Here is a 26,674-nt window from a genome sequence, read left to right on the forward strand (position 1 = left end):
AGCCGTATACGGCCGGGCCGGGGCCCGGCCCGCCGCTAGACCGCGGCGCCGATCAGCGTGCCAATCCCGTACGTCAGGGCCGCCGCCGCACCACCCAGGGCGAGCTGCCGCAGACCGCTGTACCACCAGCTGCGCGCGGTCACCTTCGAAACCACCGCGCCGCACGCGAAGAGCCCGACGAGGGCCAGCAGCACGGCGGGCCACAGCGCCGTCGCGCCCAGCAGATAGGGCAGTACGGGCAGCAGCGCGCCGAGCGCGAAGGCCCCGAAGGACGAGACCGCGGCGACCATCGGCGACGGCAGGTCGTCCGGGTCGATCCCCAGCTCCTCGCGGGCGTGGATCTCCAGCGCCTGCTCGGGGTCCCTGGAGAGCTGCATCGCGACCTCGCGGGCGAGCGCGGGCTCGACGCCGCGCGCCACGTACAGCGCGGCCAGCTCCTCCATCTCGTCGATCGGGTGCTTGCACAACTCCCGGCGCTCGATGTCCAGTTCGGCCTCGACCAGCTCGCGCTGCGAGGCGACGGAGGTGTATTCGCCCGCGGCCATGGAGAACGCGCCCGCCGCGAGTCCGGCGAGTCCCGTGATGACGATGGTCTGCTGCGAGACCGCGCCGCCCGCGACGCCGGTCATCAGCGCCAGGTTGGAGACGAGGCCGTCCATCGCGCCGAAGACGGCGGGGCGCAGCCAGCCGCCGTTGACGTCGCGGTGCGTGTGGTTGTCCCGGTGGGCCTCGTGGAGCGTGGCCTCGGTTTCGATGATGGACATGCTTCTCCCCTTGGAAATCGCAGCGGGTTCAGACGGACCCGCCCCCCTCTCGCTGACTCGAATCTACGCTCGATGTAAGGGGCGCGCCAGCAAGCAAGGCCTTACTAAGTAGCGGTAGTTCACCCGCCTCGACCGGGTGACGTCGGCGTTTCGCGCGCGCTGCGGGCGCCTGGTGTGACAGAGATCCAGCCATGGATCTGATTGCCCGTGACGCGCTCCAGCCGGTCTCCGTACTCGACCGTGCGAGGGGCGCGCTGCTCGGCCTTGCGGTGGGGGACGCGCTGGGCGCGCCCGCCGAGAACATGCGCCCGTCCGAGATCCGCCGCCGGTGGGGCCGTATCGAGGGTTTCGTCAGCGACGACCCGGCGGGCACCGACGACACGGAGTACGCCATCTTCTCGGGCCTCCTGCTGGCGCGGCACGGTTCGGCACTGACCGTCGCGCACGTCGAGCGCGCCTGGCACCACTGGATCGCCGATCTCGACGAAGGCCCGTTCAAGGGCGCGGGGTTCAGCGAACGCGGCACGCTGGAGAACCTGCGCAGAGGGCTGGCCGCGCCCATCTCGGCGCAGCACCGGCACGCCTGGAGCGACGGACTCGCCATGCGGGCGGCCCCGTTCGGCGTCTTCGCCGCGGGCCGCCCGGCCGAGGCGGCGCGGCTCGTCGCGATCGACGGCAGCGTGAGCCACGACGGCGAGGGCATCTACGGCGGCCAGGCGGTGGCTGCGGGGGTGGCCGCGGCGATGACGGGCGCGGGGGTGGCGTCGGTGATCGCCGCCGCGCTCTCCGTCATCCCGATGGACTCCTGGACCGCGCGCTCGCTGCGGCGCGCGGTCGCGGCCGCGCACGGCGGCGAGCGCGCGGTCCGCTCGGCGGTCGTCATCGGCGGCTACCCGTGGACGGACCTGGCCCCCGAGGCGGTCGGCCTGGCGTTCGGCGCGTTCGCCGCGGCCCGCGCGGACTTCCGTACGTCGGTGCTGACCGCGGTCAACATGGGCCGCGACGCGGACACCACGGCGGCGGTGGCGGGGGCGCTGGCGGGCGCGGCCGCGGGGGCGGGCGCGATCCCCCGGGAGTGGTCGACCGCGATCGGTCCGGTACGGGGCAGCTGCCTGCCGGAGATGCGGGGGCACCACGTGCTGGAGATCGCGGACCTCCTGACCCCGGAGGACGAGCCCCCGCCGAGCCCGCTCCCGGGGGAGCCGGGCACCCTCCCGACCGGGACGGCCGTAACGACCGGGCCTGCCGGGGCAATCGGCACGACCGGACCTGCCGGGGCAATCAGCACGACAGGAACGACCGGAACAGCCGGAACGGCCGGAGCGGCCGCCTCCAGCCCCGAGTGCGCCGCCCCCGCGGAGCGCACCGCCCCCGGGATCCGTACCGCGGGACTCCGCACCGCACCGCTCCTGCCGACCCGCGGGGACCGGACGGCCGGCCCGTCGCCGAGTGCCGTGCGACGGGCGGGCGCCGTCGAGGCCCTCCTCCTGGGCCTCGCGTCGGGCGACGCCGCCGGCTGGCCCGCCGCGCGGCACCGCGCCGCCCGCATGCCCGAGTGGACCCGCCGCCTCACCCGCGAACTCGACACCTTCGCGGAGCAGAACGCCACCACCACCCTCCCCGTGCCGATCGCCCTCAACCAGCCCCCCGAGCCGCTGCGCCTCGGCCCCGCCGACGACGCGGAGTGGGCGGCGTTCACCGCCCACACGGTCCTGACCGCCGCCAGGACCGGCACCCCGCTGACCGCCGCCCTGGCCCGCGCCTGGAACGCGCTGGCCGCCGAGGTCGCAGCGGCCGCCGACCGCGCGCCCGAGGTGGAGTCCGCGGTCATCCCGCTGCGCGCCCGCATCTCGGTGCGCGCCGGTCTCGGCAACCTCGCCGCGGGCCTGCGCCCGCCCGCCACCGGCCACGACAACCCGCACTACTTCGACGACGCCGCCTGCGTACGCGCCGTCGTCCTCGCCACCGCCCACCCGGGCGACCCCGAAGCCGCCGCCGAACTCGCCGAGTTCGACGCCCGGTACACCCAGGACGGCGACGGGGTGCACGGCGCCCGCGCCATGGCGGCGGCCGTCGCGGCGGCGCTCGGCGGCGCGCCCGTCGACGACGCGGTGGACGCCGCGCTCGCCCAGCTCCCCGGCGCCACCGAGATCGGCCGCAACACCGCCCACGCCGTGAAGCTCGCCCGCGCCGCGCTCCCCGACGGCGCGTTCGCCCTCGTGCCCACGCTGGAGCACCAGATCGTGGACCACGTCTACAGCTACGGCATCGCCGCGGCCGAGACCGTCCCGGTCGCCCTCGCGCTGGCCACCGCGGCGCGCGGCGACGTCACCCAGGCCGTGCCCGCCGCCGCGTGCCTGTCCCGGGTCGCCGACTCGGCCCCCGCGCTGGCGGGCGCGCTGACCGGCGCGCTCGGCGGCACCGCCGCGATCCCCGGCACCTGGCGCGACGCCTGCCGGACGCTCGCGGGCTGCGCGCTCCCCCGCCTCGCGGGCACCGATCTCGTCGAACTCGCCGAGCTCCTGACCCACGCAACGCCCCTTACCGGAGAGACAATTCCGACATGACGCCTACCTCCGCACCCGACCCGACCGCCTCGGCCGACACGGCCGCCGCGCCCTGCGCGACCCTCGACGACCGCATCACCGGCAGCCTCGTCGGCGCCGCCGTCGGGGACGCGCTCGGCGGCCCCGTTGAGGGCTGGACGCCCGAGCAGATCACCGAGCGCCACGGCGGCCGGATCAACGGCGTCGTCGGCCCCTGGTACGGCGACGACTGGCGCACCGCCCGCCCCATCGCGCCGTACCACAAGGGCGACGGCCACGTCACCGACGACACCCTCATGACGCACGCCCTGATCAGGGTGTACGCCACCGTGCGCGACCACCTCGACGCGTACGCGGTCGCCGACCACCTGGTCCCCGACCTGATCGCCACCCCCCGCTGGATCCCCGAGCTGGAGGCCGAGGCCCTGCCGCTCCAGCGGATCTTCCTCGCCGAGAAGTGGCTGGTCGCCCGGGTGCACTACGGCCACGTCGACCCGCGCGAGGCGGGCAGCGGCAACATCGTCAACTGCGGCGCCGCGATGTACATGGCGCCGGTCGGCCTGGTCAACGCGGCGGCCCCGGCCGCCGCCTACGCCGAGGCGCTGGACGTCGCGGCGCCCCACCAGTCCTCGTACGGCCGCGAGGCGGCGGGCGTCTTCGCGGCGGCGGTGGCGGCCGCCTGCGTCCCGGGCGCGACGCCCTCGTCCGTGGTCGACGCCGCGCTCGGCCTCGCCAAGGACGGCACGCGCGCCGCGATCGAGGCGGTCGCCGAAACGGCCGCCCGGTACACGGACTTCGAGTCGGCGCTCGCCCCGCTGCGCGCCGCCGTCGCCCCCTTCGACACGGTCGGCCCCGACTACCGCTCCCCCTCCCTGGCCGCCCGCCGCCCCTCCCGCCTCCACGCGATCGAGGAGCTGCCCGTCGCGCTGGGCATGCTGCTCGTGGCGCGCGGCGACTTCCGCCACGCCGTGCTCGGCTCGGTCAACTACGGCCGCGACTGCGACTCCATCGCCACCATGGCGGGGGCGATCGCCGGGGCGCTGCACGGCGAGTCGGCCGTGCCCGCCGCATGGTCCAAGACGGTCGCGGAGGCCAGCAGGCTGGACCTGCACGCCCCGGCACGGACGCTGGCCGAGGTCGCCCGGGAGGTGTTCGTACGGGACACCGAGCGGCGCCGCGCGCACGAGGCGGCCTTCCGCACGCTCGCCGCGGACCCCCGGTGAAGCCGCTGCGCGTCACCTGGGTGCAGCCCGAGGACCTGCTCGGCCACGAGCTGCGGCAGGCCGCCGAGGACGGGCGCGACGCGTCGGCGGTCCGCGCGCGCTGGCGGGCGGCGGGCGGCCGCGAAGCGCCCCCGGCAGCGGGCGCCTCCCCGCGTCCCGCGTCCCCGGAGCTCCGCGCGCTCGCGCTGCGCCTGCTGGACGAACTCGCCCTCCTGCCGAGCCCGTTGGCCCCCGACGAGCCCACGGACCTCGCGGCGGTCAAGGCCCTGTGCCCGTCCTGGCCCGAGCCGCCGACGACCTCCCCCGGCGCCACGCCCCCCGTCACCGCACCCCCGGCCGCCGCCTCCCCCGGCGCGGCCTCCCCCGGCGCAGCCTCGCTCCCCGCCCTGCACGCCTCCTGGCTGGGCCGGGCCGCCGGCTGCCTCCTCGGCAAGCCCGTGGAGAAGCTTCCGCTCCACGCCATCCGGGCCCTCGCCCGCGCCACCGGCAACTGGCCCCTGAACACCTGGTTCACCGCCCGGGGCGTCCCCGGCGACCTCCTTTCCGCGCACCCCTGGAACCGCCGTTCCGCCGCGACCTCGCTCGCCGAGAACATCGACGGCATGCCCGAGGACGACGACCTCAACCACCCGCTCCTCGGCCTGCTCCTGCTCCAACGCCACGGCCGCGCCTTCACCACCGCGGACCTCGCCGACCTCTGGCTCGCCGAACTCCCCGCAGGCCGCGCCTTCACCGCCGAGCGCATCGCCTACCGCAACCTCCTCTCCGGCATCGAGCCCCCGCTCACCGCCACCCACCACAACCCGTTCCGCGAATGGATCGGCGCCGCGATCCGCGCCGACGTGCACGGCTGGACCAACCCCGGCGACCCCGGGGCCGCCGCCGAACAGGCCCACCGGGACGCGGTCCTGACGCACACCGCGAACGGCGTGTACGGCGCGATGTTCACGGCCGCCGCCATCGCCGCCGCCGCACCCGGCACCGGCACGGGCTCCGGCACCCCCGACGTCCACGAGTGCCTGCGCACGGCCCTGCGCGTCGTGCCCCCGCGCTCCCGCTACGCCCGCGCGGTCCGCCTCGGCATCGAGACCGCGCGCGCCCACCGCGACTTCGACGCCGCGGTCGACCACCTCCACTCCGTCCACCGCGACCACCACTGGGTGCACGTCCTGCCGAACGCCGCCCTGCTCGCCGCCGCGCTCACCCACGCCGACGGCGACTTCACCGGCTCCATCTGCCGCGCGGTGTCCGGCGGTTGGGACACCGACTCCAACGGCGCGACCGCGGGGTCGATCGCCGGTCTGCTCGCCGGGTCCCCCGCCCGGCTCCCCGCCCGCTGGACCGACCCCCTCAAGAACCGGCTGTCCACCTCCATCACCCCCTTCGACGGCGTCGGGTTCGACACCCTCGCCGAACTCACCCACAGGGAGGCCACCCGCCCATGACCAACATCGTGGTGCTCGGCAGCACCAACATGGACCTCGTCGCCTACGTCCCCCGCGCCCCGGAGCGCGGCGAGACCGTCACCGGGCGGGAGTTCCGCACGACCCCCGGCGGCAAGGGCGCCAACCAGGCCGTCGCCGCGGCCCGCGCCGGGGGCGACGTCGTCATGATCGGCGCGGTCGGCACCGACGTCTTCGGCCCCCGGCTCCGCGCCGCGCTGGAATCGGCGGGCGTGGAGACCGATCTGCTCCACACCACCGAGGGCCCGTCGGGGACCGCGCACATCGTCGTCGACGACGCGGGCGACAACGCGATCGTGGTGATCCCCGGCGCGAACGGCACGCTCACCGCGCTCGGTCCGGGCGAGGACACCGCCATCGCGGCGGCCGACACCCTCCTCCTCCAGCTCGAACTCCCCCTCTCCGTCGTCGTCGCGGGCGCGGCGGCGGCCCGCGCCCACGGCGTGCGCACCGTCCTCACGCCCTCTCCCGTGCGTCCCCTGCCGCCCGAACTCCTCTCCTGCGTAGATCTGTTGGTCCCCAACCAGCACGAGGCCGAGGCGCTCACCGGCCACGCCGACCCGCGCGCGGCGGCCGATGAACTGCTCCGCCTGGTCCCCGAGGTCGTGATCACCCTCGGCGCCGCGGGCAGCCTCCACGCGTCCCGCACCACGCCCCCGCTCACCGTCCCCGCGCCCAAGGTCACCGCCGTGGACACCACGGGCGCGGGCGACACCTTCGTCGGCACCCTCGCCGTGGCCGTCGGCGAGGGCCGCCCCGTCACCGAGGCCCTGGCCTGGGCCTCCACCGCCGCGGCGCTCTGCGTCCAGAAGCCGGGCGCGGCCGCCTCCATGCCCTACCGCCAGGAGATCGAAGCCGCCTCATGAACCAGGCCACCCCAGAACCGCACCGGGCCGCCCCAGAAACGGACCGGGCCACCCCCGAACCGACCCTGGCCGCCCCCGAACGCACCGCGCTCCCCGCTCCCCCGCCCGCGCCCCTCTCCGGCCTGCGCGTCCTCGACCTCGCCACCCTCTTCGCCGGCCCCCTCGCGGCGACGATGCTCGGCGACTTCGGCGCCGACGTCATCAAGGTCGAGCACCCCCGCAAGCCCGACCCCTCCCGGGGCCACGGCCCCGCCAAGGACGGCGTCGGCCTCTGGTGGAAGCTGCTCGGCCGCAACAAGCGCACCCTCACCCTCGACCTGTCCTCCCCCGGCGGCCGCGACACCCTCCTGAAGCTCGCCGCCACCGCCGACGTGGTCGTCGAGAACTTCCGCCCCGGCACCCTGGAGCGCTGGGGCCTGGGCCCCGCCGAGCTGTCCGCCGCCAACCCCCGGCTCGTCCTCGCCCGCGTCACCGGCTTCGGCCAGTTCGGCCCGTACGCCCACCGCCCCGGCTTCGGCACCCTCGCCGAGGCCATGAGCGGGTTCGCCGCCATCACCGGCGAACCCGAAGGCCCGCCCACGCTCCCCCCTTTCGGGCTCGCCGACTCCATCGCCGCGCTCGCCACCGCCTACGCGGTGATGACCGCGCTCACCGCCAGGACCGCCACCGGCCGGGGGCAGGTCGTCGACATGGCGATCATCGAGCCGATCCTCACGGTCCTGGGCCCCCACCCCCTCTGGTACGACCAGCTCGGCTACGTCCAGCCCCGCACCGGCAACCGCTCCCGCAACAACGCCCCCCGCAACACCTACCGCACCGCCGACGGCTCCTGGCTCGCCGTCTCCACCTCGGCCCAGTCCGTCGCGACCCGGGTGATGCACCTGGTCGGCCGCCCCGAGCTGGTCGAGGAGCCCTGGTTCGCCACCGGTTCGGGGCGCGCCGAGCACGCCGACGTGCTGGACGAGGCCGTCGGCGGCTGGATCGCCCGCCGCACCCGCGACGAGGCGATGGCCGCGTTCGAGAAGGCCGAGGCCGCGATCGCCCCGGTCTACGACGTCCGCGACGTGCTCGACGACCCGCAGTACCGGGCCCTGGACACCGTCACCGAGGTCTCCGATCCGGAGCTGGGCACCCTGCGCATGCAGAACGTCCTCTTCCGGCTCTCCGAGACGCCCGGCGCCATCCGCTGGGCGGGCCGCCCGCACGGCGCCGACACCGACGCCGTCCTCGCCGAGCTGGGCCTCTCCGCCCCCGAGATCACCGCGCTGCGCGCCTCGGGGTCCGTATGAGCTCCCCCCTCATGGACTCCCCCCTCACCTGGCTGTACGTCCCGGGCGACCGCCCGGAGCGGGTCGCCAAGGCCCTGGCGTCCGAGGCCGACGTGGTCATCGTCGACCTGGAGGACGCCGTCGCCCCCGACCGCAAGGCGTACGCCCTCGACGCGACCGTCGAACTGCTCGGCACGGCCGACCACCCCCTTCCCGTACACGTACGGATCGACAACCGGCACGGCGCCGAGCACGTCGAGGCCCTGGCCGCCCTGCCCGGCCTCGGTGCTCTGCGTGTTCCCAAGGTGACACACGCCACTGACATCCACCGGGCCGTGGCGGCGGCGCCCGGCGTCCCGCTGTTCCCGCTCCTGGAATCCGCGCAGGCGGTCGAGCACGCCCACGCCATCGCAGCGGCCCACACCGCCGTCCACGGCCTGGCCGTCGGCGAGGCCGACCTGCGCGCCGACCTCGGGGTGCGCGTCGACAGCGGCCTCGACTGGGCGCGCGGCCGGATCGTCGTGGCCGCCCGCGCCGCCGGGCTGCCGCCGCCCGCCCAGTCGGTCTTCCCCGACGTCCGCGACCTGGACGGGCTCGCCGCGTCCTGCTCCCACGGCCGTGACCTGGGCTTCCTGGGCCGGGCCGCGATCCATCCGCGCCAGCTCCCGGTGATCGAGCGGGCCTATCTGCCGACGCCCCGGGAGGTCGAGACCGCGGAGGAGGTCCTGCTGGCCGCGGCCGCCGACGAGGGGGCGCTGGCGCTCGCGGACGGGCGGTTCGTGGACGCGGCGATCGTCGCGTCGGCGCGCCGTACCCTCGCGCTCGCCGAGCGCGACCGCCAGGCTTCCTCATAGGCCCGCGGAACGCGGAAGGGGCCGCCGAACCCATCGGGTTCGGCGGCCCCTTCCGTACGAACGTCAGGCCTCAGGCCTTCCCGGCCGACTCGCTCGCGTTCTCGTTCTCGTTCTCGCTCGCGTTCGCGCTGTCGCTCGGGCCGTCCTCCGCCTTCTCGTCCGCCCCGGACCCGTCCTTCACCAGGCTCGTCTTCGCCCCGGAGCCGGACCGGGCGGAGTCGGCGGAGTCGGCGGACTCCTTCGCGCCGCCCTCGCCGCCCTCGCCGGGCTCCACGATCTCCTCGCGGCCCGGCCGCAGCATCGCCGACAGCAGCATGTAGACCACGGCCAGCGCGAAGACGACGAACGACGTCCAGACGTTCAGCCGCAGGCCGAGCACGTGGTGCGCCTCGTCCACGCGCATGTACTCGATCCAGCCGCGGCCCACGCAGTACGCCGCGACGTACAGCGCGAACGCCCGGCCGTGCCCCAGCTTGAAGCGCCGGTCCGCCCAGACGACCAGCACCGCGACGCCGACGCACCAGAGCGACTCGTAGAGGAACGTCGGGTGGTAGAGGCCCTCTTCGCGGCCGTCACCCGCCGAGATCTTCAGCGCCCACGGCAGGTCGGTCTCCTTGCCGTACAGCTCCTGGTTGAACCAGTTGCCCCAGCGGCCGATGGCCTGTGCCAGCGCGATGCCGGGGGCGAGCGCGTCGGCCCAGGCGGGCAGCGGGATCCCGGGACGGCGCCGCGCGCACGCCCAGACGCCGGCCGCGGCCGTCACCGCGAGGCCGGCGAGGCCGATCCAGACGGTCCAGGACGGCACCGACACGTCCGCGAACTTCGCCGCGGCCCACGCGGCGAACACCAGCGCACCGGCCCCGCTGGCGATCCGCGCCCACTGGGGCAGCGGCGCTCCGGGGCGGCGACAGCCGAGCCAGGCACCGAGCGCGCCGACCGCGATGGCGCCCCAGATGCCGAGGCCGCCCTCCCAGATCTTGAAGGCGTCGGTCCACTCCTCACCGTCGCTGAAGTACAGCTGGTAGTCGGTGATGACGTGGTAGAGCCGACCGCCGACGAGACCGAAGGGCACGGCCCAGACGGCGACGTCCGCGACCGTGCCCGACGTCCCGCCGCGGGCGACCCAGCGCTTGTTGCCGTACCAGACGGCGACGAAGACACCGATGATGATGCAGAAGGCGTAGCCGCGCAGCGGAATCGGTCCTAGGTGGATGACTCCGGTCGACGGACTGGGGATGTAGGCAAATTCCATGGCAGGTCCGACGCTACCGTGCCGGGCGGGACGCGGCGCAACCCGCCCGGCAACGTATGAGTAACGGGTCCGCCCGCCGGTCCCCCTCGGGTCAGCCCGCCGCCTTCGGCGAGGCAGTGACCTTGCCCGGCTTCTTGCCCTTGTTGGCCTCGACGACCCACTTCTTCAGGTTGGCGGGGCTGATCTGCTCCTCGCCCTTCTTCGGGAAGACCGACTCGCCGTTCAGCTGGACCGTCGGCGTGCCGGAGAAGCCGCCGCTGCGGAAGGCCTCGTTCGACTCGCGGACCCAGCTGTCGTGGGTGCCCTTCTCGACACAGCTGCGGAAGCCCGCCACGTCGAGCCCGGGGACCTTCCCCGCCAGCTCCAGCAGGAGGCTGTTGTCGCTGAAGGCGTCCTTCGTCTCCTCCGGCTGGTTCTGGAAGAGCACGTCGTGGTACGCGGTGAACTTGCCCTGGCCCTGTGCGCACGCCGCCGCGTTGGCCGCGCGGAGCGAGCCGCTGCCGCCCATGTTGCCGTCGATGAGGGTCGCCAGGTGGTACTCGACCTTCAGCTGGCCGCTCGCCTCCAGCTCGTGGATCGTGGCCCGGAAGCCGTTCTCGAACTGGGCGCAGGCCGGGCAGCGGAAGTCCTCCCACACGGTGAGCGTGGCAGGGGCGTCCGCCGCGCCCGCCGGGATCGCCAGGCCGCCCTTGCCCGTCGCGCCCCTGGGGGCCGTCGCGGGGCCCGCGTCCGACGGGCCGTCGTCCTTGCCGCTGTTGGCCGCCACGACCCCGATCACGGCGGCGAGCCCGAGCACGCCGACCACGGCTGCCGAGACGACCAGCAGGCGCCGTCGCTTCTCGCGCGCCCGCTGCTGCTCGCGCTCCTGGACGAGCCGGTCACGCGCGGCTCTTTTTCCCTCACGGTTCTTCTCGCTCACGTCCCGCAAACGAACCGGGGAGGCAGCTATGTGCCTCCCCGGTCCCAGATCCACTCGTACGAGCTACGGGACTCCCGTGCCCGTACGGTTTTCTCAGCGCTTGCGTACGCCGTCCGCCAGCTCGCCCGCGAGCGCCCGTACGGCGGCGAGGGCGCTCTCCTCGTCGGGCGCGTCGAGGATCCGCTTGACGAAGGCCGATCCGACGATCACGCCGTCCGCGAAGCCCGCGACCTCGGCGGCCTGCACGGCGTTGGAGACGCCGAGGCCGACGCAGACCGGCAGGTCGGTGGTCGCGCGGGTGCGCCGCACCAGCTCCTTGGCCTCGACGCCGACCGACTCGCGGGTGCCGGTGACGCCCATGAGGGACGCGGCGTAGACGAAGCCGGAGCCCGCCGCCGTGATGGTGGCCAGGCGCTCGTCCTTGCTGCTGGGCGCGACCACGAAGACCGTGGCGAGCCCGTGCTTCTCGGCGTGCTCGCGCCACAGGGCCGACTCCTGGACCGGCAGGTCGGGCAGGATGCAGCCCGCGCCGCCCGCCTCGGCCAGCTCGGCGGTGAACCGCTCGACGCCGTAGCGGTCGATCGGGTTCCAGTACGTCATGACCAGGATCGGCGCGCCGGTCGCCTCGTGCGCCTCGCGCACCGTGCGCAGCACGTCGGCGATCTTCACGCCGCCCTTGAGGGCGATGTCGTCCGCGGTCTGGATGATCGGCCCGTCGAGGACCGGGTCGCTGTGCGGCAGCCCGACCTCGACGACGTCGGCGCCGCCCGCGACCACGGCCTTGATCGCCTCGATGCCGCCGTCCACGGTCGGGAACCCGGCCGGGAGGTAGGCGACGAGTGCGGCCCTGTCCTCGGCCTTGGCGCGCGCCAGGGTGTCGCCCAACAGCTGAATGTTCCCGCTCACTTCGCGTCCCCCTCCGCGGCCCCGTACAGCCCGAAGTAACGGGCGGCCGTGTCCATGTCCTTGTCGCCCCTGCCGGACAGGTTGACCAGCACCAGGCCGTCCCCGCCCAGTTCCTTGCCGACCTCGATGGCCCCGGCCAGCGCGTGCGCGCTCTCGATGGCCGGGATGATGCCCTCCGTACGGGAGAGCAGGCGCAGCGCCTGCATGGCGGCGTCGTCGGTGACGGCGCGGTACTCGCCGCGTCCGCTGTCCTTGAGGTAGGAGTGCTCGGGGCCGATGCCCGGGTAGTCCAGACCGGCCGAGATGGAGTACGGCTCGGTGATCTGGCCCTCCTCGTCCTGCAGGACGTAGGAGCGCGAGCCGTGCAGGATGCCCGGCTCGCCCGCGGTGAGGGTCGCGGCGTGCTCGCCGGTCTCCACTCCGTGGCCCGCGGGCTCGCAGCCGATCAGCCGGACGCCCTCGTCGGGGACGAACGCGTGGAAGAGGCCGATGGCGTTGGAACCGCCGCCGACGCAGGCGACGGCCGCGTCGGGCAGCCGTCCGGCGCGCTCCAGGATCTGGCGGCGGGCCTCGACGCCGATGACGCGGTGGAAGTCGCGGACCATCGCGGGGAAGGGGTGCGGGCCCGCGACCGTGCCGAAGAGGTAGTGGGTGCGGTCCACGTTGGCGACCCAGTCGCGGAACGCCTCGTTGATGGCGTCCTTGAGGGTGCGGCTGCCGGACTTCACGGGGACGACCTCGGCGCCGAGCATCCGCATGCGGGCGACGTTGAGCGCCTGGCGCTCGGTGTCGATCTCGCCCATGTAGACGGTGCATTCGAGGCCGAACAGGGCGCAGGCGGTGGCCGTGGCGACGCCGTGCTGGCCCGCTCCGGTCTCGGCGATGACCCGGGTCTTGCCCATGCGCTTGGTGAGCAGGGCCTGGCCGAGCACGTTGTTGATCTTGTGCGAGCCGGTGTGGTTCAGGTCCTCACGCTTGAGGAAGACCCGTGCGCCGCCCGCGTGTTCGGCGAAGCGGGGCACTTCGGTGAGGGCGCTGGGGCGCCCGGTGTAGTTGACCATCAGGTCGTTGAGCTCGGCCGCGAAGGCGGGGTCGCCCTTGGCCTTGTCGTACTCGACGGCGACCTCGTCCACCGCGGCGACGAGGGCCTCGGGGATGAACTTTCCGCCGAAGGCGCCGAAGTACCCCTCGGCGCTCGGGACCCGACCGTCGGGGTCGGGTACGAAGAATTCGCTGGGCATGCCAAATCTCCTCAGTGCTGAATGAGGTGAATCAGTGATGACTGTCGCTGGGTGTCAGCGCTGGTACTGCCTGCTCAGCGACGCCATCGCATGCCGTTGACCTGACCGGGCTCGCTGCCGATCACGTACCGCACCCGTCGGCCGTGCACCCGCCGAGCGGGCGCACGGCAGCCGCGCGGCCGACAGCCGCGGGCCAGACGGGGATGGGGCATCCCCTGCTCGAGCGAAGCCGAGAGCTTGGGGAAGATGGGCATCGGAGCGTCAGCCCCGCCCGTGGCGCAGCGCCGGGTGGGCGCCCGCGGCGACCAGGTCGGCGACGGCCGCCTTGGGGTCGCGGCCGGTCACCAGGGACTCGCCGACGAGCACCGCGTCGGCGCCCGCGTTGGCGTAGGCGATCAGGTCGTGCGGGCCGCGGACGCCGGACTCGGCGATCTTGACGATGTGCGAGGGGATCTCGGGTGCGACCCGCTCGAAGGTGGAGCGGTCCACCTTGAGGGTCTTGAGGTTCCGCGCGTTGACGCCGATGATCCGCGCGCCCGCGTCCACCGCGCGCTCGACCTCGGCCTCGTCGTGGACCTCGACCAGCGGGGTGAGGCCGATCGACTCGGCGCGCTCGATCAGCGAGACCAGGGCCTCCTGCTCCAGCGCGGCGACGATCAGCAGCGCCAGGTCGGCGCCGTACGCACGGGCCTCCCAGAGCTGGTACGAGGTGACGATGAAGTCCTTGCGCAGGACGGGGATGTCGACCTTGGCGCGGACGGCCTCCAGGTCGGCGAGCGAGCCGCCGAAGCGGCGCTGCTCGGTCAGTACGGAGATGACGGCCGCACCGCCCGCCTCGTAGTCGGCGGCGAGCCCCGCGGGGTCGGCGATGGCGGCCAGCGCGCCCTTGGAGGGGCTGGAGCGCTTCACCTCGCAGATGACCTGGACGCCTTCGCCGCGCAGCGCGGCGACCCCGTCCTTGGCCTGGGGCGCCTTGGCGACACGCTCCTTGAGCTCGTCGAGGCCGACCCGCGCCTGCCGCTCCGCCAGGTCGGCGCGCACGCCCTCGATGATCTCGTCGAGCACACTCACGCGAGCGGCCCCCTTCCGGGACAGTGGTGATGATGGGCCAGGTTCGGCCATGCCGATGGTATCCGTCGGGGCGCCCGGCCTGCGCATCCGGTTGACGGGCGTCTCATCAAATGGGAATTCACGGGGCGAGAACCGATCCGAACGGCAGGTTGCGCACCACGGTGAAGATCAGGATCAGGCCACCGAGCGCCCACCAGGAGGCGGGGCCCAGGCTGACCCGCACCGGCAGCCCCCGGACCGTCCTGACCGTCCACAGCAGCCAGAGCGCGGCGAAGAGCGCGTAGCCGACGACGGCGAGGGCGTTGGCGCCGAGCGCGGTGGGGATGTCGCCGTGGGCCACCGCGTAGGCGCTGCGCAGCCCTCCGCACCCCGGGCAGTAGGCGCCGGTGAAGCGCAGGAAGGGGCAGACGGGGTAGTGCCCCGGTTCGTTGGGGTCGACCGTGCCGACGTACGCGAAGGACACGGCGATTCCGGCGAGCACCCCGAGGGGGACCAGGAGCCTGCGGGCGGCTGCCGCGGGCGGCGGCGCCGTCGGGGGCGCGGGGGCGGTGCCGGGGGGCGGGCTCGGGGGCGTCGGCATGGGGTCCACCCGCCGATTGTCCCCGTTCATGGGAGAAGGCGCAGCCCGGTGGGGCTGCGCCTCGTGTCGGTTGCGCCGATCGGGGCCGCTCAGCTGGAGAGCTGCGCCCGGCCGGCCTTCGCACGGGCCTCCGCCATCTCGGCGGACTCCTTCGGCATGCCCATGCCCATGGCCTTCATGATGCCGCCGACGACACCGCCGAGGACGATGACCGCGATGCCCGCCCAGAAGCCGGGGATGTTGGCGGCCACCGTGAAGACGCCGGAGATGCAGAAACCGATGAAGGCGATGGTGACACCGGTCCAGGCGGCCGGGGTGTGTCCGTGGCTACTGCCCGCCATGAGTTGCTCCTCGTTGATGTTGCTCAGGGGTGAAGTCGGTGGTGAGTCGGTTACTCGCCGCCCATTGTTCCGCACGCGCGCGCACGGGGTGAGCTGGGGGTCAACGCTCGCGCGTCGGGTCCTCGCCGCGGTCCATGGCCTTCCACAGCTCCTCGGGCCTGTCCGGGTCGGCCGGTGCCTTGGCGGCGCGGGGCCGCGGCGTGCCGTCGCGCTCGTACCGGCCGGACATGGCGGGCCACAGCGTGCCGTACCGCAGCGCGAGCAGGCCCGCCAGGAGTATCAGCACCCCGGCCGCCGCGGTGACGTACGGCCAGGCCGTATGGGTGAGCGCGCCGATGGTGGCGGACGTGTCGCCGGTGGTCCTCACGGCCTTCTCGTCCAGGGCCGAGCTGTCGGACGCGCCGAGGAAGGCGGCGAGTGCCGCGCCCGCGCCGCTGAGCGCGAGCAGCCCGGCGACGAGCATCCGGCCCGCCCTGCGCACCGCGAAGACCGCGACGAGCGCGGCCAGGCCGACGATCGCGAGGGCGGTGGGCACGCCGGTGACGTCGCCGCCCGACGCCTTGAGCGACAGGGTCCCGCCGCCCACGGACGCCTTGCCCTGGGACCAGGTCTGGCCTGAGGCGAGCAGCACGACGGCGGCGCCCACTGCGCCGAGGAGCAGGGCCGCGGCGATGCTGCGGCGGCCGCCGGCGGCCGCGGCACGGGACTGGGGTACGGATACGGCACTCACGTACCCCACTATCCCCTACCCTCCGGTCAGCCGTTCAGCCGGTTCGCGGTGTGCACCGCGCGGAGCACGGCGGCGGCCTTGTTGCGGCACTCCGTGTCCTCGGCGACCGGGTCGGAGTCGGCGACCACGCCCGCGCCCGCCTGGACGTACGCGGTGCCGTCGCGCAGCAGCGCGGTGCGGATCGCGATCGCGGTGTCGGAGTCGCCCGCGAAGTCGAGGTAGCCGACGCAGCCGCCGTACAGTCCGCGCCTGGAGGGCTCCAGCTCCTCGATGATCTGCATCGCGCGCGGCTTGGGCGCGCCGGAGAGGGTGCCCGCGGGGAAGCAGGCGGTCAGCACGTCGAAGGCGGTGCGGCCCTCGGCGACGCGGCCCGTCACGGTGGAGACGATGTGCATCACGTGCGAGTACCGCTCGATGGACATGAAGTCCACGACCTCCACGGAGCCCGGCTCGCAGACCCGGCCCAGGTCGTTGCGGCCGAGGTCGACGAGCATCAGGTGCTCGGCGCGCTCCTTGGGGTCGGCGATCAGCTCCTCGGCGTACTCCTGGTCCTCCTGCGGGGTCGCGCCGCGCGGCCTGGTCCCGGCGATCGGGTGCAGCATCGCGTGCCCGTCCTCGACCTTGACCAGCGCCTCGGGGCTGGAGCCGACGACGTCGAAGCCGTCGAAGCGCAGGAGGTACATGTACGGGGACGGGTTGGTGGCCCGCAGCACCCGGTAGACGTCCAGGGCGCTCGCCGTGCAGGGCGTCTCGAACCGCTGCGAGGGCACCACCTGGAACGCCTCGCCCGCGCGGATGCGCTCCTTGATGTCGTCGACCGCCTCCTGGTACGCCTCGCCGCCCCACAGGGCGGTGTACGGCGGGAGCTCGGAGGGCGGCAGGGCGGCGGGGACGCTGTCGACGGACCGGGTGAGGTCGGCCTCCATGGCGTCGAGGCGGGCGACCGCGTCGGCGTACGCCTCGTCGACGCCCGAGTCGAGGTCGTTGTGGTTGATCGCGTTGGCGATCAGCAGGACGGAGCCGTCCCAGTGGTCCAGGACCGCGAGGTCGCTGGTGAGCATCATGGTCAGCTCGGGCAGGTGGAGGTCGTCCCGGGTGGAGTCGCCGATCTTCTCCAGGCGCCGCACGATGTCGTAGCCCAGGTAGCCGACCATGCCGCCGGTGAACGGCGGCAGGCCGCCCGCGAGGTCGCGCGGGGTGTGCAGGGCCTCGACGGTGGCGCGCAGCGCGTCCAGCGGGTCGCCGTCGACCGGGACGCCGACGGGCGGGGTGCCGATCCAGTGCGCGGCGCCTTCGCGGGCGGTGAGGGTGGCGGAGGAGCGCACGCCGATGAAGGAGTAGCGGGACCAGGTGCGGCCGTTCTCGGCGGACTCCAGGAGGAACGTGCCGGGGCGCTCGGCGGCGAGCTTGCGGTACAGCCCGACGGGCGTGTCGCCGTCCGCGAGGAGGCGGCGGACGACCGGGATGACGCGCCGGTCGACGGCGAGCTTGCGGAAGGTGTCCAGGTCCATGGTGGTGTCCGTGCGGTGCATGCGCGCTGCCCCTACTTTCCTTCGTTTCCGTCGCCGATGGAGGTGCCGTCGCCCGGGGCGGCCGCGTCGCCCAGGGGAAGCACGTCCGCGTCGAAGCAGGTGCGGTCGCCCGTGTGGCAGGCGGCGCCGACCTGGTCGACCTTGACCAGGAGCGTGTCGCCGTCGCAGTCGAGGGCGACCGACTTCACGTGCTGCACGTGGCCCGAGGTGTCGCCCTTGACCCAGTACTCGCCGCGGCTGCGCGACCAGTAGGTGCACCGGCCCGTGGTGAGGGTGCGGCGCAGGGCCTCGTCGTCCATCCACCCGAGCATCAGCACCTCGCCGGTGTCGTACTGCTGGGCGATGGCGGGGACGAGGCCGTCGGGGTTCCGCTTCAGGCGGGCGGCGACGGCCGGGGCGAGATCGCTGGTCATGTGCCCATTGTGCCGTGGGGTCGGGGGGCGTCCGCGCGCTGTCCACTGTGCGGACCGGGTGCGGCGGCCCTACTCTGTCGGGCATGTCGACCCATGCGAAGCGTGAACGCCTGCTCCTCGCCGATCTGTTGGAGGCCGCCGGGCCCGAGGCCCCGACCCTCTGCTCCGGCTGGAAGGCGCGGGACCTGGCGGCGCACGTGGTGGTGCGCGAGCGGCGCCCCGACGCCGCGGGCGGGATCCTGATCGGCGCGCTGCGCTCCCGGCTGGAGCGGGTGCAGTCGGAGTACGCGGCGAAGCCGTACGAGGAGTTGATCCAGCTGGTCCGCACGGGGCCGCCGCGGCTGTCCCCGTACGCGCTCAAGCAGGTGGACGAGGGCGCGAACACCGTGGAGTTCTACGTCCACGCGGAGGACGTGCGGCGCGCCGGGCCCGACTGGACCCCGCGCGAGGTGGACCCGGTGTTCGCGGACGCGCTGTGGGCGCGGACCGAGCGGATGGCCAGGGTGCTGGCGCGGAAGTCGCCGGTGGGGCTCGTGCTGCGGCGGCCGGACGGCCGGACGGCGGTGGCCCGCAAGGGGGCGCCCGTGGTGACCGTGACCGGCGAGCCTGGCGAGCTGGTGCTGTTCGCGTTCGGGCGGCAGGACGCGGCGCGCGTGGAGCTGGACGGGGAGAAGGAAGCGGTGGCGCGGGTGCTTGAGGGGCGGCTGGGGCTTTAGGGGCGGCTGGGGCTTTGGGGGTGGCTGGGGCTTTGGGGGCGTGGCGGCCGGGGCTCCGGGCGGGTCAGCGCGGCAGCTCCGCGGTCCGTACGCCCCGGGAGGCCAGCCCGATCACCGCGCCCGCCCCGCACACCGCCGCGCTGACCGCGAACACCGGGCCCGTCCCCCACGCCCCGATCGCCGCGCCGGTCACGGGATAGCTCAGCGGTGCGATGCCGAGGGTGAAGAGCGTCGTGACCGAGGTGACCCGGCCCAGGTACGCCGGGTCCGCGTGCGTCTGTACGAGCGCCCCGCACAGCGCCCCGCTGACCCCGGCGAGCATCCCGAACAGCACCGCGCAGGCGGCCGCGGCCGCGACGGACGGCACGAAGGCGAGCGCGGCGACGGCGGGCGCGCCCAGCGCCAGGCCCGCGCACAGCACCAGGCCCGCGCGGCCGATCCTGCCCCGCACCGCCAGCAGCAGGGACGCCGCCGCGGCGCCCGTGCCGAATGCGGCGACGATCCAGCCCATGCCGGACGCGCCCCAGTCGCGCTCGTCGGCGAGCAGCGTGAGCCCGATGTTGAGCGGGCCGACGAAGCCCAGCTCGCTCACCGCGATCACGGCGACCAGCGGGGCCAGCACGCGGTGGCGCGCGATGTGGCGCAGCCCGTCGGCGAGTTGGGCGCGGGCGGACGCGGCGGGGCGCCGCGCCTCGTCCGCGGACAGCGGCCCGATCCGTACCGCGCACAGCAGGCCGAGCGAGAGCGCGAACAGCGCCCCGGCCGCCAGGAACGCCGACGCGGATCCGCCGACGGCCACCGCGAGCCCGCCGAGCGGCGCCCCCACGACGTTCGCGGCGCGCGCCGCGAGCCCGCGCAGGCCCTGGACCCTGGCGAGTTGGCCCGGGGCGGTGATGCGGGGCGGCAGGGCGCCGACAGCGGGCAGGAAGAGGGCGTCCACCGCGCCGAAGACCAGGGCGACCGTCACCAGCAGCCAGAGCGCGGGCGCGGTGAACAGCAGGGCAGCCGCGGTGCCCAGGACGACCGCGCAGCGCACGGCGTCGCTGCCGATGACCACGCGGCGCGGGCCGAACCGGTCGGCGAGCACTCCCCCGCCGAGCATCAGCACGGCGCGCGGCACGGAGCCCGCCGCTAGGACGAATCCGGCCTGGGCGGGGCTGCCGGAGCGGGCGGCGGCCCAGGCGAGGGCCAGGAAGTAGACGTTGTCGCCGATCGCGGACGCGGCGTAGGCGCCGAGCCAGCGCAGCACGTTGCCGTCGCGGTGGGCGGGCCGCTCGGCCCGTATCGATAAGTCGACCTGGTGGGCTTCGGGGTGCCGGGTGCCGTGCGGGGCGCTCATGGGGCGTACTCCTGTCGGGAACGGACGCGAAGCGGGGCGGGGCCGGGCGTCAGGGGCCGGGGGTCGGGCGTCAGGGGCGGAAGGGGAACCCGTACAGGTGCAGCGCCACCTGCTCGCGGCCCTCGCCCTCGCCCGCCTCCTGGGCCGCGCGCGCCGCCGCCTCGTACTTCTTGACCAGGTCGTGCATCTCGCGGGCCAGCGAGGCGAGTTCGGCGGCGGTGAGCGCGGGCAGGTACTCGGAGCTGAAGGCGGCCTGCGCCCACTCGGGGCCCCACGCCTGCGAGGAGTCGAGGTAGCTCCGGAACAGGTCGCCGCGCTGTTCGAACGCCACCCGGCCGAACGCCGCGTGCACCGCGGCCTTCTCAGGCGAGTCGCTGAAGTCGGCGTCCCGGAAGGTCAGCCCCCGCGAGGCGAGCTGCCACCACCGCTCGCGGCCGTCGGCGCTCTGCTGCTCGGCCTGCTCGATGAGGCCGTGGTCGGCGAGCTTGCGCAGGTGGTAGCTGACCAGCGAGACCGCCTCGTCGACCTGGTCGGCCAGTTGGGACGCGGTGGCGGTACGGGCGATGTGGAGCGCGCGGTAGAGCCTCATGCGCAAGGGGTGGCCGATGGCCTTCAGGGTGCCGAGGTCGGTGACCCTGCGGGGTTCGTTGTCACTGGGCATGCGGTCACCGTAGATGGAAAAGAAAAGTTGCACAATATTTCTTGCGCAACTTTTCCTGCGCAGTCGGGCACGGAAAAGGGGCCGGGTGGAAACCACCCGGCCCCTTCGCCGACTTCACCGGCGCACGCTCAGCGAACCGGGTGGCCCGCCTCCCGCAGCGACCGCTTGACCTCGCCGATCCGCAGGTCGCCGAAGTGGAAGACCGACGCCGCGAGGACCGCGTCGGCCCCCGCGTCCACGGCGGGCGCGAAGTCCGCGAGCCTGCCCGCGCCGCCGCTGGCGATCACCGGGACCGTCACGTGCTTGCGCACCGCCGTGATCATCTCGATGTCGTAGCCGTCCTTGGTGCCGTCGGCGTCCATCGAGTTCAGCAGGATCTCCCCCGCGCCCAGCTCGGCCGCACGGTGCGCCCACTCGACGGCGTCGATGCCGGTGCCCTTGCGGCCGCCGTGCGTCGTCACCTCGAAGGAGCCCGCCTCCGTGCGCCGCGCGTCGACCGACAGGACGAGCACCTGGCGGCCGAAGCGCTCGGCGATCTCCTGGATCAGCTCGGGACGCGCGATGGCGGCCGTGTTGACGCCCACCTTGTCCGCGCCCGCCCGCAGCAGCTTGTCCACGTCGTCGGCGGTGCGCACGCCGCCGCCGACCGTGAGCGGGATGAAGACCTGCTCGGCGGTGCGCCGCACCACGTCGTACGTGGTCTCGCGGTCGCCGGACGAGGCGGTGATGTCCAGGAAGGTCAGCTCGTCGGCGCCCTCGGCGTCGTACAGCTTCGCCATCTCGACGGGGTCGCCCGCGTCCCGCAGGTTCTGGAAGTTGACCCCCTTGACGACCCGGCCGTTGTCGACGTCCAGGCAGGGGATCACGCGTACGGACAGGGTCATGACTCTCCTCGGTGCGCCTCGACCTCGACCTCGACGACCAGGCGCGGGTCGACCAGGCCGGAGACGATGACCATCGTCGCCGCGGGACGCACGGCGTCGAACAGCTCCTTGTGGGCGCGGCCGACCTCCTCCACGTCCCTGGCGTGCGTGAGGTACATCCGGGTGCGCACGACGTGCTCGGCGCCCAGGCCGAGCTGCCCCAGCGCCGCGAAGGCGACGCCGAAGGCGTTCACGGCCTGCTCGTACGGCGAGCCCTCGGCGATCTCGCCGTCGACCACCGACGTGCAGCCGGAGACCAGGACGAGCCCGCCGGGCAGTTCCACCGCGCGGGAGTAGCCGAACTGCTCCTCCCAGGGCGCCCCCGTCGTGACCTTCTTCACGCCGCTCACGACACGGCCGCCAGGGCCTCTTCGAGGGTGAACGCCTCGGCGTACAGCGCCTTGCCGACGATCGCGCCCTCCACGCCCTCGGGGACGAGGCCGGCGATCGCGCGCAGGTCGTCCAGCGAGGAGACGCCGCCGGACGCGACGACGGGCTTGTCGGTCGCGGCGCAGACGTTCTTCAGCAGCTCCAGGTTGGGGCCCTGGAGCGTGCCGTCCTTGGCGATGTCGGTGACGACGTAGCGGGCGCAGCCCTCGGAGTCGAGGCGGGCCAGCGTCTCGTAGAGGTCGCCGCCGTCGCGGGTCCAGCCGCGGCCGCGCAGCGTGGTGCCGCGCACGTCGAGGCCGACCGCGATCTTGTCGCCGTGCTCGGCGATGACCTTGGCGACCCACTCGGGGGTCTCCAGGGCGGCCGTGCCGAGGTTGACGCGGCGGCAGCCGGTGGCGAGGGCGGCGGCGAGCGAGGCGTCGTCGCGGATGCCGCCCGACAGCTCGACCTTGATGTCCATCGCCGCGCAGACCTCGGAGATCAGCGCGCGGTTGTCGCCGGTGCCGAACGCGGCGTCGAGGTCGACCAGGTGCAGCCACTCGGCGCCCGCGCGCTGCCAGGCGAGGGCCGCGTCCAGCGGGGAGCCGTACGAGGTCTCCGAACCGGACTCGCCGTGGACGAGGCGCACGGCCTGGCCGTCGCGGACGTCGACGGCGGGGAGGAGTTCGAGCTTGTTCACGGCGGTCATCACAGAGTTCCGATCCAGTTCGTCAGCAGCTGCGCTCCGGCGTCGCCGGACTTCTCGGGGTGGAACTGCGTGGCCCACAGGGCGCTGTTCTCGACGGCGGCGACGAAGCGCTCGCCGTGCGTGGCCCAGGAGACGCGGGGGGCGCGGATGTTCGCGTTGGTGACTTCCAGGGTCCAGTCGCGCACCGCGTAGGAGTGCACGAAGTAGAACCGGGCGTCGGCGTCGAGGCCCGCGAACAGCCTGCTGTCCCCGGGCGCCTCGACGGTGTTCCAGCCCATGTGCGGGACGACCGGGGCCTTCAGCGGCTCGACCGTGCCGGGCCACTCGTCCAGGCCCTCGCTCTCCACGCCGTGCTCGATGCCGCGCTCGAAGAGGATCTGCATGCCGACGCAGATGCCCATGACGGGACGCCCGCCGGAGAGCCTGCGGCCGACGATCCAGTCGCCGCGGGCCTCCTTGAGCCCGGTCATGCAGGCGGAGAAGGCGCCGACGCCGGGGACGAGGAGCCCGTCGGCGTTCATGGCCTTCTCGTAGTCCCGGGTGATCTCGACGTCCGCGCCGACGCGGGCCAGCGCGCGCTCGGCGGAGCGGACGTTGCCGAATCCGTAGTCGAAGACGACGACCTTCTTGGCCACGGTCACCACTCCACTCGGAGGATGCCCGCCGCCAGGCACATCGCGGAGGCGATCGAGAGCAGCACGATGACGTTCTTCGACTGCTTCTGCTTGATGAAGGAGTACACGCCGCCCGCGAGGAAGAGACCGAGGACGATCAGGATGGTGTTCAGGCCGTTCATGGGGTTACAGCGCGCCCTTCGTGGACGGGAGGATCCCGGCGGCGCGCGGGTCGCGCTCGGCGGCGTAGCGCAGGGCGCGGGCCAGGGCCTTGAACTGGCACTCCACGATGTGGTGGGCGTTGCGGCCGTACGGGACGTGGACGTGCAGCGCGATCTGGGCCTGGGCGACGAAGGACTCGAAGATGTGCCGGGTCATCGTCGTGTCGTAGGCGCCGATCATCGGCGCCATGTTCTCCGGCTCGGTGTGCACCAGGTAGGGGCGGCCCGAGAGGTCGACGGTGACCTGGGCGAGCGACTCGTCCAGCGGAACCGTGCAGTTGCCGAAGCGGTAGATGCCCACCTTGTCGCCGAGCGCCTGCTTGAAGGCGGCGCCGAGCGCCAGCGCGGTGTCCTCGATGGTGTGGTGGGTGTCGATGTGCAGGTCGCCGTCCGTCTTGACCGTGAGGTCGAAGAGGCCGTGGCGGCCGAGCTGGTCGAGCATGTGGTCGTAGAAGCCGACGCCCGTCGACACGTCGACCTTTCCGGTCCCGTCGAGGTCGATCTCGACGAGGACGGAAGTCTCCTTGGTGGTGCGCTCCACGCGTCCGACGCGGCCGCTCATCAGCTCTGCTCCTTCTTGAGTTCGCGCACCGCATCGAGGAACGCGTCGTTCTCTTCGGGCGTGCCCGCGGTGACCCGCAGCCAGCCGGGTACGCCGTTGTCGCGCACCAGGACGCCCCTGTCGAGGATCTTCCGCCACGCCCCGTGGGCGTCGGCGAAGCGGCCGAACTGCACGAAGTTGGCGTCCGACGCCGTGACCTCGTAGCCGATGGCGCGCAGCTCGGTGACGAGCCGGTCGCGTTCGGCCTTCAGCTGTTCGACGTACCCGAGCAGGGTATCGGTGTGTTCGAGCGCGGCGAGCGCGGTGGCCTGGGTGACGGCCGAGAGGTGGTACGGCAGCCGTACGAGCTGTACGGCGTCGACCACGGCCGGGTGCGCCGCGAGGTAGCCCAGGCGCAGGCCCGCGGCGCCGAACGCCTTGGACATGGTCCGGGAGACCACCAGGTTCGGGCGGCCCTCGATCAGCGGCAGCAGCGAGGCGCGGTGGCTGAATTCCACGTACGCCTCGTCCACGACCACCAGGGACGGCTTGGCGGCCTGGGCCGCCTCGTACAGCGCGAGGACCGTCTCGGCCTCGACGGCGGTGCCCGTGGGGTTGTTGGGCGAGGTGACGAAGACGACGTCGGGGCGGTGCTCCGCGACGGCGGCGCGGGCCGCGTCGACGTCGATCGTGAAGTCGTCGCGGCGCGGGCCCGAGATCCAGCCGGTGCCGGTGCCGCGCGAGATCAGGGCGTGCATCGAGTACGAGGGCTCGAAGCCGATCGCGGTGCGGCCGGGGCCGCCGAATGCCTGGAGCAGCTGCTGGAGGACCTCGTTGGAGCCGTTGGCCGCCCACACGTTCTCGACGCCGACGCGGTGTTCGGCCGTACGGGTGAGGTAGGCGGCGAGCCCGGTGCGCAGCTCGACCGCGTCCCTGTCGGGGTAGCGGTTGAGGCCGCGCGCCGCCTCGGCGACCCGCTCGGCGATGCGCGCGACGAGCGGTTCGGGCAGCGGGTAGGGGTTCTCGTTGGTGTTCAGCTGGACGGGGACGTCGAGCTGGGGCGCGCCGTACGGGGACTTGCCGCGCAGCTCGTCCCTGATGGGCAGGTCGTCGATGCCGAAGCTCACTTTCCGGGCACCTTCCATCCGAACCTCGCCTTGAGGGCGGCGCCGTGCGCGGGCAGGTCCTCGGCCTCGGCGAGCGTCACCACGTGGTGGGTGACGTCGGCCAGGGCGTCGCGCGTGTAGTCCACGATGTGGATGCCGCGCAGGAAGGACTGGACGGACAGGCCCGACGAGTGGCAGGCGCAGCCGCCGGTGGGCAGCACGTGGTTGGAGCCGGCGCAGTAGTCGCCCAGCGAGACCGGGGACCAGGGGCCGACGAAGACCGCGCCCGCGTTCCTCACCCGGTCGGCGAGGGCGGCGGCGTCGGCGGTCTGGATCTCCAGGTGCTCGGCGCCGTACGCGTCGACGACGCGCAGCCCGTCCTCGATCGAGTCGACGAGCACGATCGCGGACTGCTCGCCCGTGAGCGCGGGCCGGATCCGGTCCTCGACGTGCTTGGTGGCCGCGACCTGCGGGGCCAGCTCCTCCTCGACCGCGTCGGCCAGCTCGGCCGAGTCGGTGACCAGGACGGCGGCGGCCATCGGGTCGTGCTCGGCCTGGCTGATCAGGTCGGCCGCGACGTGCACCGGGTCGGCGGTGGCGTCGGCGAGGACGGCGATCTCGGTCGGGCCCGCCTCGGTGTCGATGCCGATGCGGCCGGTGAAGTAGCGCTTGGCGGCGGCCACCCAGATGTTTCCGGGGCCCGTGACCATGTTGGCCGGGGGGCAGCCGTCCGGGTCGCCTGGGGCGTCCGTGCCGTACGCGAACATCGCGACGGCCTGGGCGCCGCCGACCGCGTACACCTCGTCGATGCCCAGCAGCGCGCAGGCGGCCAGGATCGTGGGGTGCGGCAGGCCGTCGAACTCGGCCTGCGGCGGGGACGCGAGGGCGATCGAGGCGACGCCCGCCTCCTGGGCCGGGACCGCGTTCATGATGACGGACGAGGGGTAGACGGAGCGGCCGCCCGGCACGTAGAGGCCGACGCGCTCGACGGGGACCCACTTCTCGGTGACCGTGCCGCCGGGCACGACCTGGGTGGTGTGGGAGGTGCGGCGCTGGGCGCGGTGGACGAGGCGGGCGCGCCTGGTGGACTCCTCCAGCGCTTCGCGCACGGCGGGATCCAGCCGTTCCAGCGCGGCGCTCAGCGCCTCGGCCGGAACCCTGACGCTCTCCTGCTGCACGCCGTCGAACTTCTCCGCGTACTCGATGAGCGCCGCCGTGCCGCGATGATGCACGTCCTCGCAGATCGGCCGCACCTTCTCCAGGGCGGCTTCCACGTCGAACTCGGCACGGGGCAGCAGGTCGCGCAGGGCGCCGCCCTCGGGGAGGGCATCGCCGCGCAGATCGATTCGGGAGATCACGTGGTCGATTCTCGCAGACCGCCGGTACCGGCCGTTGGCCCGTATCAGTCACTGATACACGCCTACCAGTGGCTGATACGGGCCCCAGAAGACCCCCGTCACCACGCGCGTTCAGCCGCTCACCCAGCGGGAAGAACGCCTGTACGGG

Annotated in this window: 28 protein-coding genes and 2 pseudogenes; 8 read left to right on the forward strand and 22 right to left on the reverse strand. The window is 73.9% G+C overall.

From position 1 onward, the window contains the following. Positions 1–35: 35 nt before the first annotated feature. Positions 36–764: a VIT1/CCC1 transporter family protein gene (locus ACIBNE_RS29545; protein ID WP_399276843.1), complete on the reverse strand. Its 729-nt coding sequence runs from the start codon at positions 762–764 to the stop codon at positions 36–38. A gap of 191 nt (positions 765–955) precedes the next feature. On the opposite strand from ACIBNE_RS29545, the pseudogene ACIBNE_RS29550 reads away from it, so the two are divergent. The 7 genes and pseudogenes from ACIBNE_RS29550 to ACIBNE_RS29580 form a co-directional block, all read left to right on the forward strand. After that, a pseudogene (locus ACIBNE_RS29550) lies at positions 956–1,936 on the forward strand (ADP-ribosylglycohydrolase family protein); the annotation flags it as partial. A 108-nt stretch (positions 1,937–2,044) separates the two neighbouring features. Then, positions 2,045–3,422: pseudogene (locus ACIBNE_RS29555) on the forward strand (ADP-ribosylglycohydrolase family protein); the annotation flags it as partial. Then, a complete protein-coding gene (locus tag ACIBNE_RS29560; protein ID WP_399276845.1) occupies positions 3,328–4,533 on the forward strand; it encodes an ADP-ribosylglycohydrolase family protein in 1,206 nt (401 codons plus the stop codon). The pseudogene ACIBNE_RS29555 and the gene ACIBNE_RS29560, both read left to right, overlap by 95 nt. Then, positions 4,530–5,978: an ADP-ribosylglycohydrolase family protein gene (locus tag ACIBNE_RS29565; protein WP_399276847.1), complete on the forward strand. Its 1,449-nt coding sequence runs from the start codon at positions 4,530–4,532 to the stop codon at positions 5,976–5,978. The genes ACIBNE_RS29560 and ACIBNE_RS29565 overlap by 4 nt, the downstream gene beginning before the upstream one ends. After that, positions 5,975–6,862 (forward strand): ribokinase, encoded by an 888-nt coding sequence (gene rbsK / locus ACIBNE_RS29570; RefSeq protein ID WP_399276849.1) that lies wholly within the window; start codon positions 5,975–5,977, stop codon positions 6,860–6,862. The genes ACIBNE_RS29565 and rbsK overlap by 4 nt, the downstream gene beginning before the upstream one ends. Further along, entirely contained in the window at positions 6,859–8,151 is a 1,293-nt protein-coding gene (locus ACIBNE_RS29575) for a CaiB/BaiF CoA transferase family protein (RefSeq protein ID WP_399276851.1), read from the forward strand. The genes rbsK and ACIBNE_RS29575 overlap by 4 nt, the downstream gene beginning before the upstream one ends. An 11-nt stretch (positions 8,152–8,162) precedes the next feature. Further along, positions 8,163–8,984: an HpcH/HpaI aldolase/citrate lyase family protein gene (locus tag ACIBNE_RS29580; RefSeq protein ID WP_399276853.1), complete on the forward strand. Its 822-nt coding sequence runs from the start codon at positions 8,163–8,165 to the stop codon at positions 8,982–8,984. 70 nt (positions 8,985–9,054) lie between these two features. Here the strand turns inward: ACIBNE_RS29580 and lgt are convergent, their stop codons facing one another. From lgt to hisI, 11 genes are all read right to left on the reverse strand, one after another. Beyond that, positions 9,055–10,236 carry a prolipoprotein diacylglyceryl transferase gene (lgt, locus tag ACIBNE_RS29585; RefSeq protein WP_399276855.1) on the reverse strand — a complete coding sequence of 394 codons (1,182 nt, stop codon included), beginning with the start codon at positions 10,234–10,236 and terminating at the stop codon, positions 9,055–9,057. A 91-nt stretch (positions 10,237–10,327) separates the two neighbouring features. Next, on the reverse strand, positions 10,328–11,155 hold the full coding sequence (locus ACIBNE_RS29590) for a DsbA family protein (RefSeq protein WP_399276857.1): 828 nt from the start codon (positions 11,153–11,155) through the stop codon (positions 10,328–10,330). Between the two features lie 93 nt (positions 11,156–11,248). Then, positions 11,249–12,061 (reverse strand): tryptophan synthase subunit alpha, encoded by an 813-nt coding sequence (gene trpA / locus ACIBNE_RS29595; protein WP_399276860.1) that lies wholly within the window; start codon positions 12,059–12,061, stop codon positions 11,249–11,251. Continuing rightward, complete coding sequence (gene trpB / locus ACIBNE_RS29600) at positions 12,058–13,302, reverse strand: tryptophan synthase subunit beta (protein WP_399276862.1); 1,245 nt, start codon at positions 13,300–13,302, stop codon at positions 12,058–12,060. Before trpB ends, trpA begins: the two co-directional genes overlap by 4 nt. A 74-nt stretch (positions 13,303–13,376) precedes the next feature. Continuing rightward, a complete protein-coding gene (gene trpM, locus ACIBNE_RS29605) occupies positions 13,377–13,556 on the reverse strand; it encodes a tryptophan biosynthesis modulator TrpM (RefSeq protein WP_399276864.1) in 180 nt (59 codons plus the stop codon). 7 nt (positions 13,557–13,563) lie between these two features. Beyond that, a complete protein-coding gene (gene trpC, locus ACIBNE_RS29610) occupies positions 13,564–14,373 on the reverse strand; it encodes an indole-3-glycerol phosphate synthase TrpC (RefSeq protein ID WP_399276866.1) in 810 nt (269 codons plus the stop codon). Between the two features lie 118 nt (positions 14,374–14,491). Beyond that, positions 14,492–14,953, reverse strand: a complete 462-nt coding sequence (locus ACIBNE_RS29615; RefSeq protein WP_399276868.1) for a DUF2752 domain-containing protein — start codon at positions 14,951–14,953, stop codon at positions 14,492–14,494. 89 nt (positions 14,954–15,042) lie between these two features. Continuing rightward, entirely contained in the window at positions 15,043–15,294 is a 252-nt protein-coding gene (locus tag ACIBNE_RS29620; RefSeq protein ID WP_399276870.1) for an HGxxPAAW family protein, read from the reverse strand. A gap of 100 nt (positions 15,295–15,394) precedes the next feature. Beyond that, entirely contained in the window at positions 15,395–16,033 is a 639-nt protein-coding gene (locus tag ACIBNE_RS29625; RefSeq protein ID WP_399276872.1) for a TIGR02234 family membrane protein, read from the reverse strand. 17 nt (positions 16,034–16,050) lie between these two features. Then, positions 16,051–17,556 carry an anthranilate synthase component I gene (locus tag ACIBNE_RS29630; RefSeq protein WP_399276873.1) on the reverse strand — a complete coding sequence of 502 codons (1,506 nt, stop codon included), beginning with the start codon at positions 17,554–17,556 and terminating at the stop codon, positions 16,051–16,053. 11 nt (positions 17,557–17,567) lie between these two features. Next, complete coding sequence (gene hisI, locus ACIBNE_RS29635; protein WP_399276875.1) at positions 17,568–17,969, reverse strand: phosphoribosyl-AMP cyclohydrolase; 402 nt, start codon at positions 17,967–17,969, stop codon at positions 17,568–17,570. Between the two features lie 83 nt (positions 17,970–18,052). Here hisI and ACIBNE_RS29640 point away from each other — a divergent pair, with 83 nt between their 5' ends. Beyond that, on the forward strand, positions 18,053–18,685 hold the full coding sequence (locus ACIBNE_RS29640; protein WP_399276877.1) for a TIGR03085 family metal-binding protein: 633 nt from the start codon (positions 18,053–18,055) through the stop codon (positions 18,683–18,685). A gap of 64 nt (positions 18,686–18,749) precedes the next feature. On the opposite strand, the gene ACIBNE_RS29645 is transcribed toward ACIBNE_RS29640, so the two are convergent. From ACIBNE_RS29645 to hisD, 10 genes are all read right to left on the reverse strand, one after another. Next, positions 18,750–20,024 (reverse strand): MFS transporter, encoded by a 1,275-nt coding sequence (locus ACIBNE_RS29645; protein ID WP_399276879.1) that lies wholly within the window; start codon positions 20,022–20,024, stop codon positions 18,750–18,752. A 70-nt stretch (positions 20,025–20,094) separates the two neighbouring features. Next, positions 20,095–20,685 (reverse strand): ArsR/SmtB family transcription factor, encoded by a 591-nt coding sequence (locus ACIBNE_RS29650; protein ID WP_399276881.1) that lies wholly within the window; start codon positions 20,683–20,685, stop codon positions 20,095–20,097. Between the two features lie 128 nt (positions 20,686–20,813). After that, positions 20,814–21,569, reverse strand: a complete 756-nt coding sequence (gene hisF, locus ACIBNE_RS29655; RefSeq protein WP_399276883.1) for an imidazole glycerol phosphate synthase subunit HisF — start codon at positions 21,567–21,569, stop codon at positions 20,814–20,816. After that, positions 21,566–21,958 carry a RidA family protein gene (locus ACIBNE_RS29660; protein WP_399276885.1) on the reverse strand — a complete coding sequence of 131 codons (393 nt, stop codon included), beginning with the start codon at positions 21,956–21,958 and terminating at the stop codon, positions 21,566–21,568. Before ACIBNE_RS29660 ends, hisF begins: the two co-directional genes overlap by 4 nt. Continuing rightward, a complete protein-coding gene (gene priA / locus ACIBNE_RS29665) occupies positions 21,955–22,677 on the reverse strand; it encodes a bifunctional 1-(5-phosphoribosyl)-5-((5-phosphoribosylamino)methylideneamino)imidazole-4-carboxamide isomerase/phosphoribosylanthranilate isomerase PriA (RefSeq protein WP_399277169.1) in 723 nt (240 codons plus the stop codon). Before priA ends, ACIBNE_RS29660 begins: the two co-directional genes overlap by 4 nt. 8 nt (positions 22,678–22,685) lie before the next feature. Then, positions 22,686–23,327, reverse strand: a complete 642-nt coding sequence (gene hisH / locus ACIBNE_RS29670) for an imidazole glycerol phosphate synthase subunit HisH (RefSeq protein WP_399276887.1) — start codon at positions 23,325–23,327, stop codon at positions 22,686–22,688. Continuing rightward, positions 23,324–23,482, reverse strand: a complete 159-nt coding sequence (locus ACIBNE_RS29675) for a hypothetical protein (RefSeq protein WP_399276888.1) — start codon at positions 23,480–23,482, stop codon at positions 23,324–23,326. The genes hisH and ACIBNE_RS29675 overlap by 4 nt, the downstream gene beginning before the upstream one ends. 4 nt (positions 23,483–23,486) lie before the next feature. Further along, on the reverse strand, positions 23,487–24,083 hold the full coding sequence (gene hisB, locus ACIBNE_RS29680) for an imidazoleglycerol-phosphate dehydratase HisB (protein WP_399276890.1): 597 nt from the start codon (positions 24,081–24,083) through the stop codon (positions 23,487–23,489). Next, complete coding sequence (locus ACIBNE_RS29685) at positions 24,083–25,207, reverse strand: histidinol-phosphate transaminase (RefSeq protein ID WP_399276892.1); 1,125 nt, start codon at positions 25,205–25,207, stop codon at positions 24,083–24,085. Before ACIBNE_RS29685 ends, hisB begins: the two co-directional genes overlap by 1 nt. Continuing rightward, on the reverse strand, positions 25,186–26,526 hold the full coding sequence (hisD, locus tag ACIBNE_RS29690) for a histidinol dehydrogenase (protein WP_399276894.1): 1,341 nt from the start codon (positions 26,524–26,526) through the stop codon (positions 25,186–25,188). Before hisD ends, ACIBNE_RS29685 begins: the two co-directional genes overlap by 22 nt. Between the last annotated feature and the right edge of the window lie 148 nt (positions 26,527–26,674).

Origin of the sequence: Streptomyces sp. NPDC050504 (assembly GCF_044458065.1) — a bacterium.
Lineage (GTDB): Bacteria > Actinomycetota > Actinomycetes > Streptomycetales > Streptomycetaceae > Streptomyces.

Excerpts from the sequence above, each read along its gene's own strand:
- ACIBNE_RS29650 (WP_399276881.1), bottom strand. The coding sequence starts at position 20,685 with ATGCCCAGTGACAACGAACCCCGCAGGGTCACCGACCTCGGCACCCTG.
- ACIBNE_RS29575 (WP_399276851.1), top strand. The coding sequence starts at position 6,859 with ATGAACCAGGCCACCCCAGAACCGCACCGGGCCGCCCCAGAAACGGAC.
- ACIBNE_RS29620 (WP_399276870.1), bottom strand. The coding sequence starts at position 15,294 with ATGGCGGGCAGTAGCCACGGACACACCCCGGCCGCCTGGACCGGTGTC.
- ACIBNE_RS29640 (WP_399276877.1), top strand. The coding sequence starts at position 18,053 with ATGTCGACCCATGCGAAGCGTGAACGCCTGCTCCTCGCCGATCTGTTG.
- ACIBNE_RS29675 (WP_399276888.1), bottom strand. The coding sequence starts at position 23,482 with ATGAACGGCCTGAACACCATCCTGATCGTCCTCGGTCTCTTCCTCGCG.
- rbsK (WP_399276849.1), top strand. The coding sequence starts at position 5,975 with ATGACCAACATCGTGGTGCTCGGCAGCACCAACATGGACCTCGTCGCC.
- trpM (WP_399276864.1), bottom strand. The coding sequence starts at position 13,556 with ATGCCCATCTTCCCCAAGCTCTCGGCTTCGCTCGAGCAGGGGATGCCC.
- ACIBNE_RS29685 (WP_399276892.1), bottom strand. The coding sequence starts at position 25,207 with ATGGAAGGTGCCCGGAAAGTGAGCTTCGGCATCGACGACCTGCCCATC.
- hisF (WP_399276883.1), bottom strand. The coding sequence starts at position 21,569 with ATGACCCTGTCCGTACGCGTGATCCCCTGCCTGGACGTCGACAACGGC.
- hisI (WP_399276875.1), bottom strand. The coding sequence starts at position 17,969 with ATGACCAGCGATCTCGCCCCGGCCGTCGCCGCCCGCCTGAAGCGGAAC.
- ACIBNE_RS29545 (WP_399276843.1), bottom strand. The coding sequence starts at position 764 with ATGTCCATCATCGAAACCGAGGCCACGCTCCACGAGGCCCACCGGGAC.
- ACIBNE_RS29645 (WP_399276879.1), bottom strand. The coding sequence starts at position 20,024 with ATGAGCGCCCCGCACGGCACCCGGCACCCCGAAGCCCACCAGGTCGAC.
- ACIBNE_RS29615 (WP_399276868.1), bottom strand. The coding sequence starts at position 14,953 with ATGCCGACGCCCCCGAGCCCGCCCCCCGGCACCGCCCCCGCGCCCCCG.
- lgt (WP_399276855.1), bottom strand. The coding sequence starts at position 10,236 with ATGGAATTTGCCTACATCCCCAGTCCGTCGACCGGAGTCATCCACCTA.
- hisB (WP_399276890.1), bottom strand. The coding sequence starts at position 24,083 with ATGAGCGGCCGCGTCGGACGCGTGGAGCGCACCACCAAGGAGACTTCC.
- ACIBNE_RS29560 (WP_399276845.1), top strand. The coding sequence starts at position 3,328 with ATGACGCCTACCTCCGCACCCGACCCGACCGCCTCGGCCGACACGGCC.
- ACIBNE_RS29630 (WP_399276873.1), bottom strand. The coding sequence starts at position 17,556 with ATGCACCGCACGGACACCACCATGGACCTGGACACCTTCCGCAAGCTC.
- trpB (WP_399276862.1), bottom strand. The coding sequence starts at position 13,302 with ATGCCCAGCGAATTCTTCGTACCCGACCCCGACGGTCGGGTCCCGAGC.
- ACIBNE_RS29580 (WP_399276853.1), top strand. The coding sequence starts at position 8,163 with ATGGACTCCCCCCTCACCTGGCTGTACGTCCCGGGCGACCGCCCGGAG.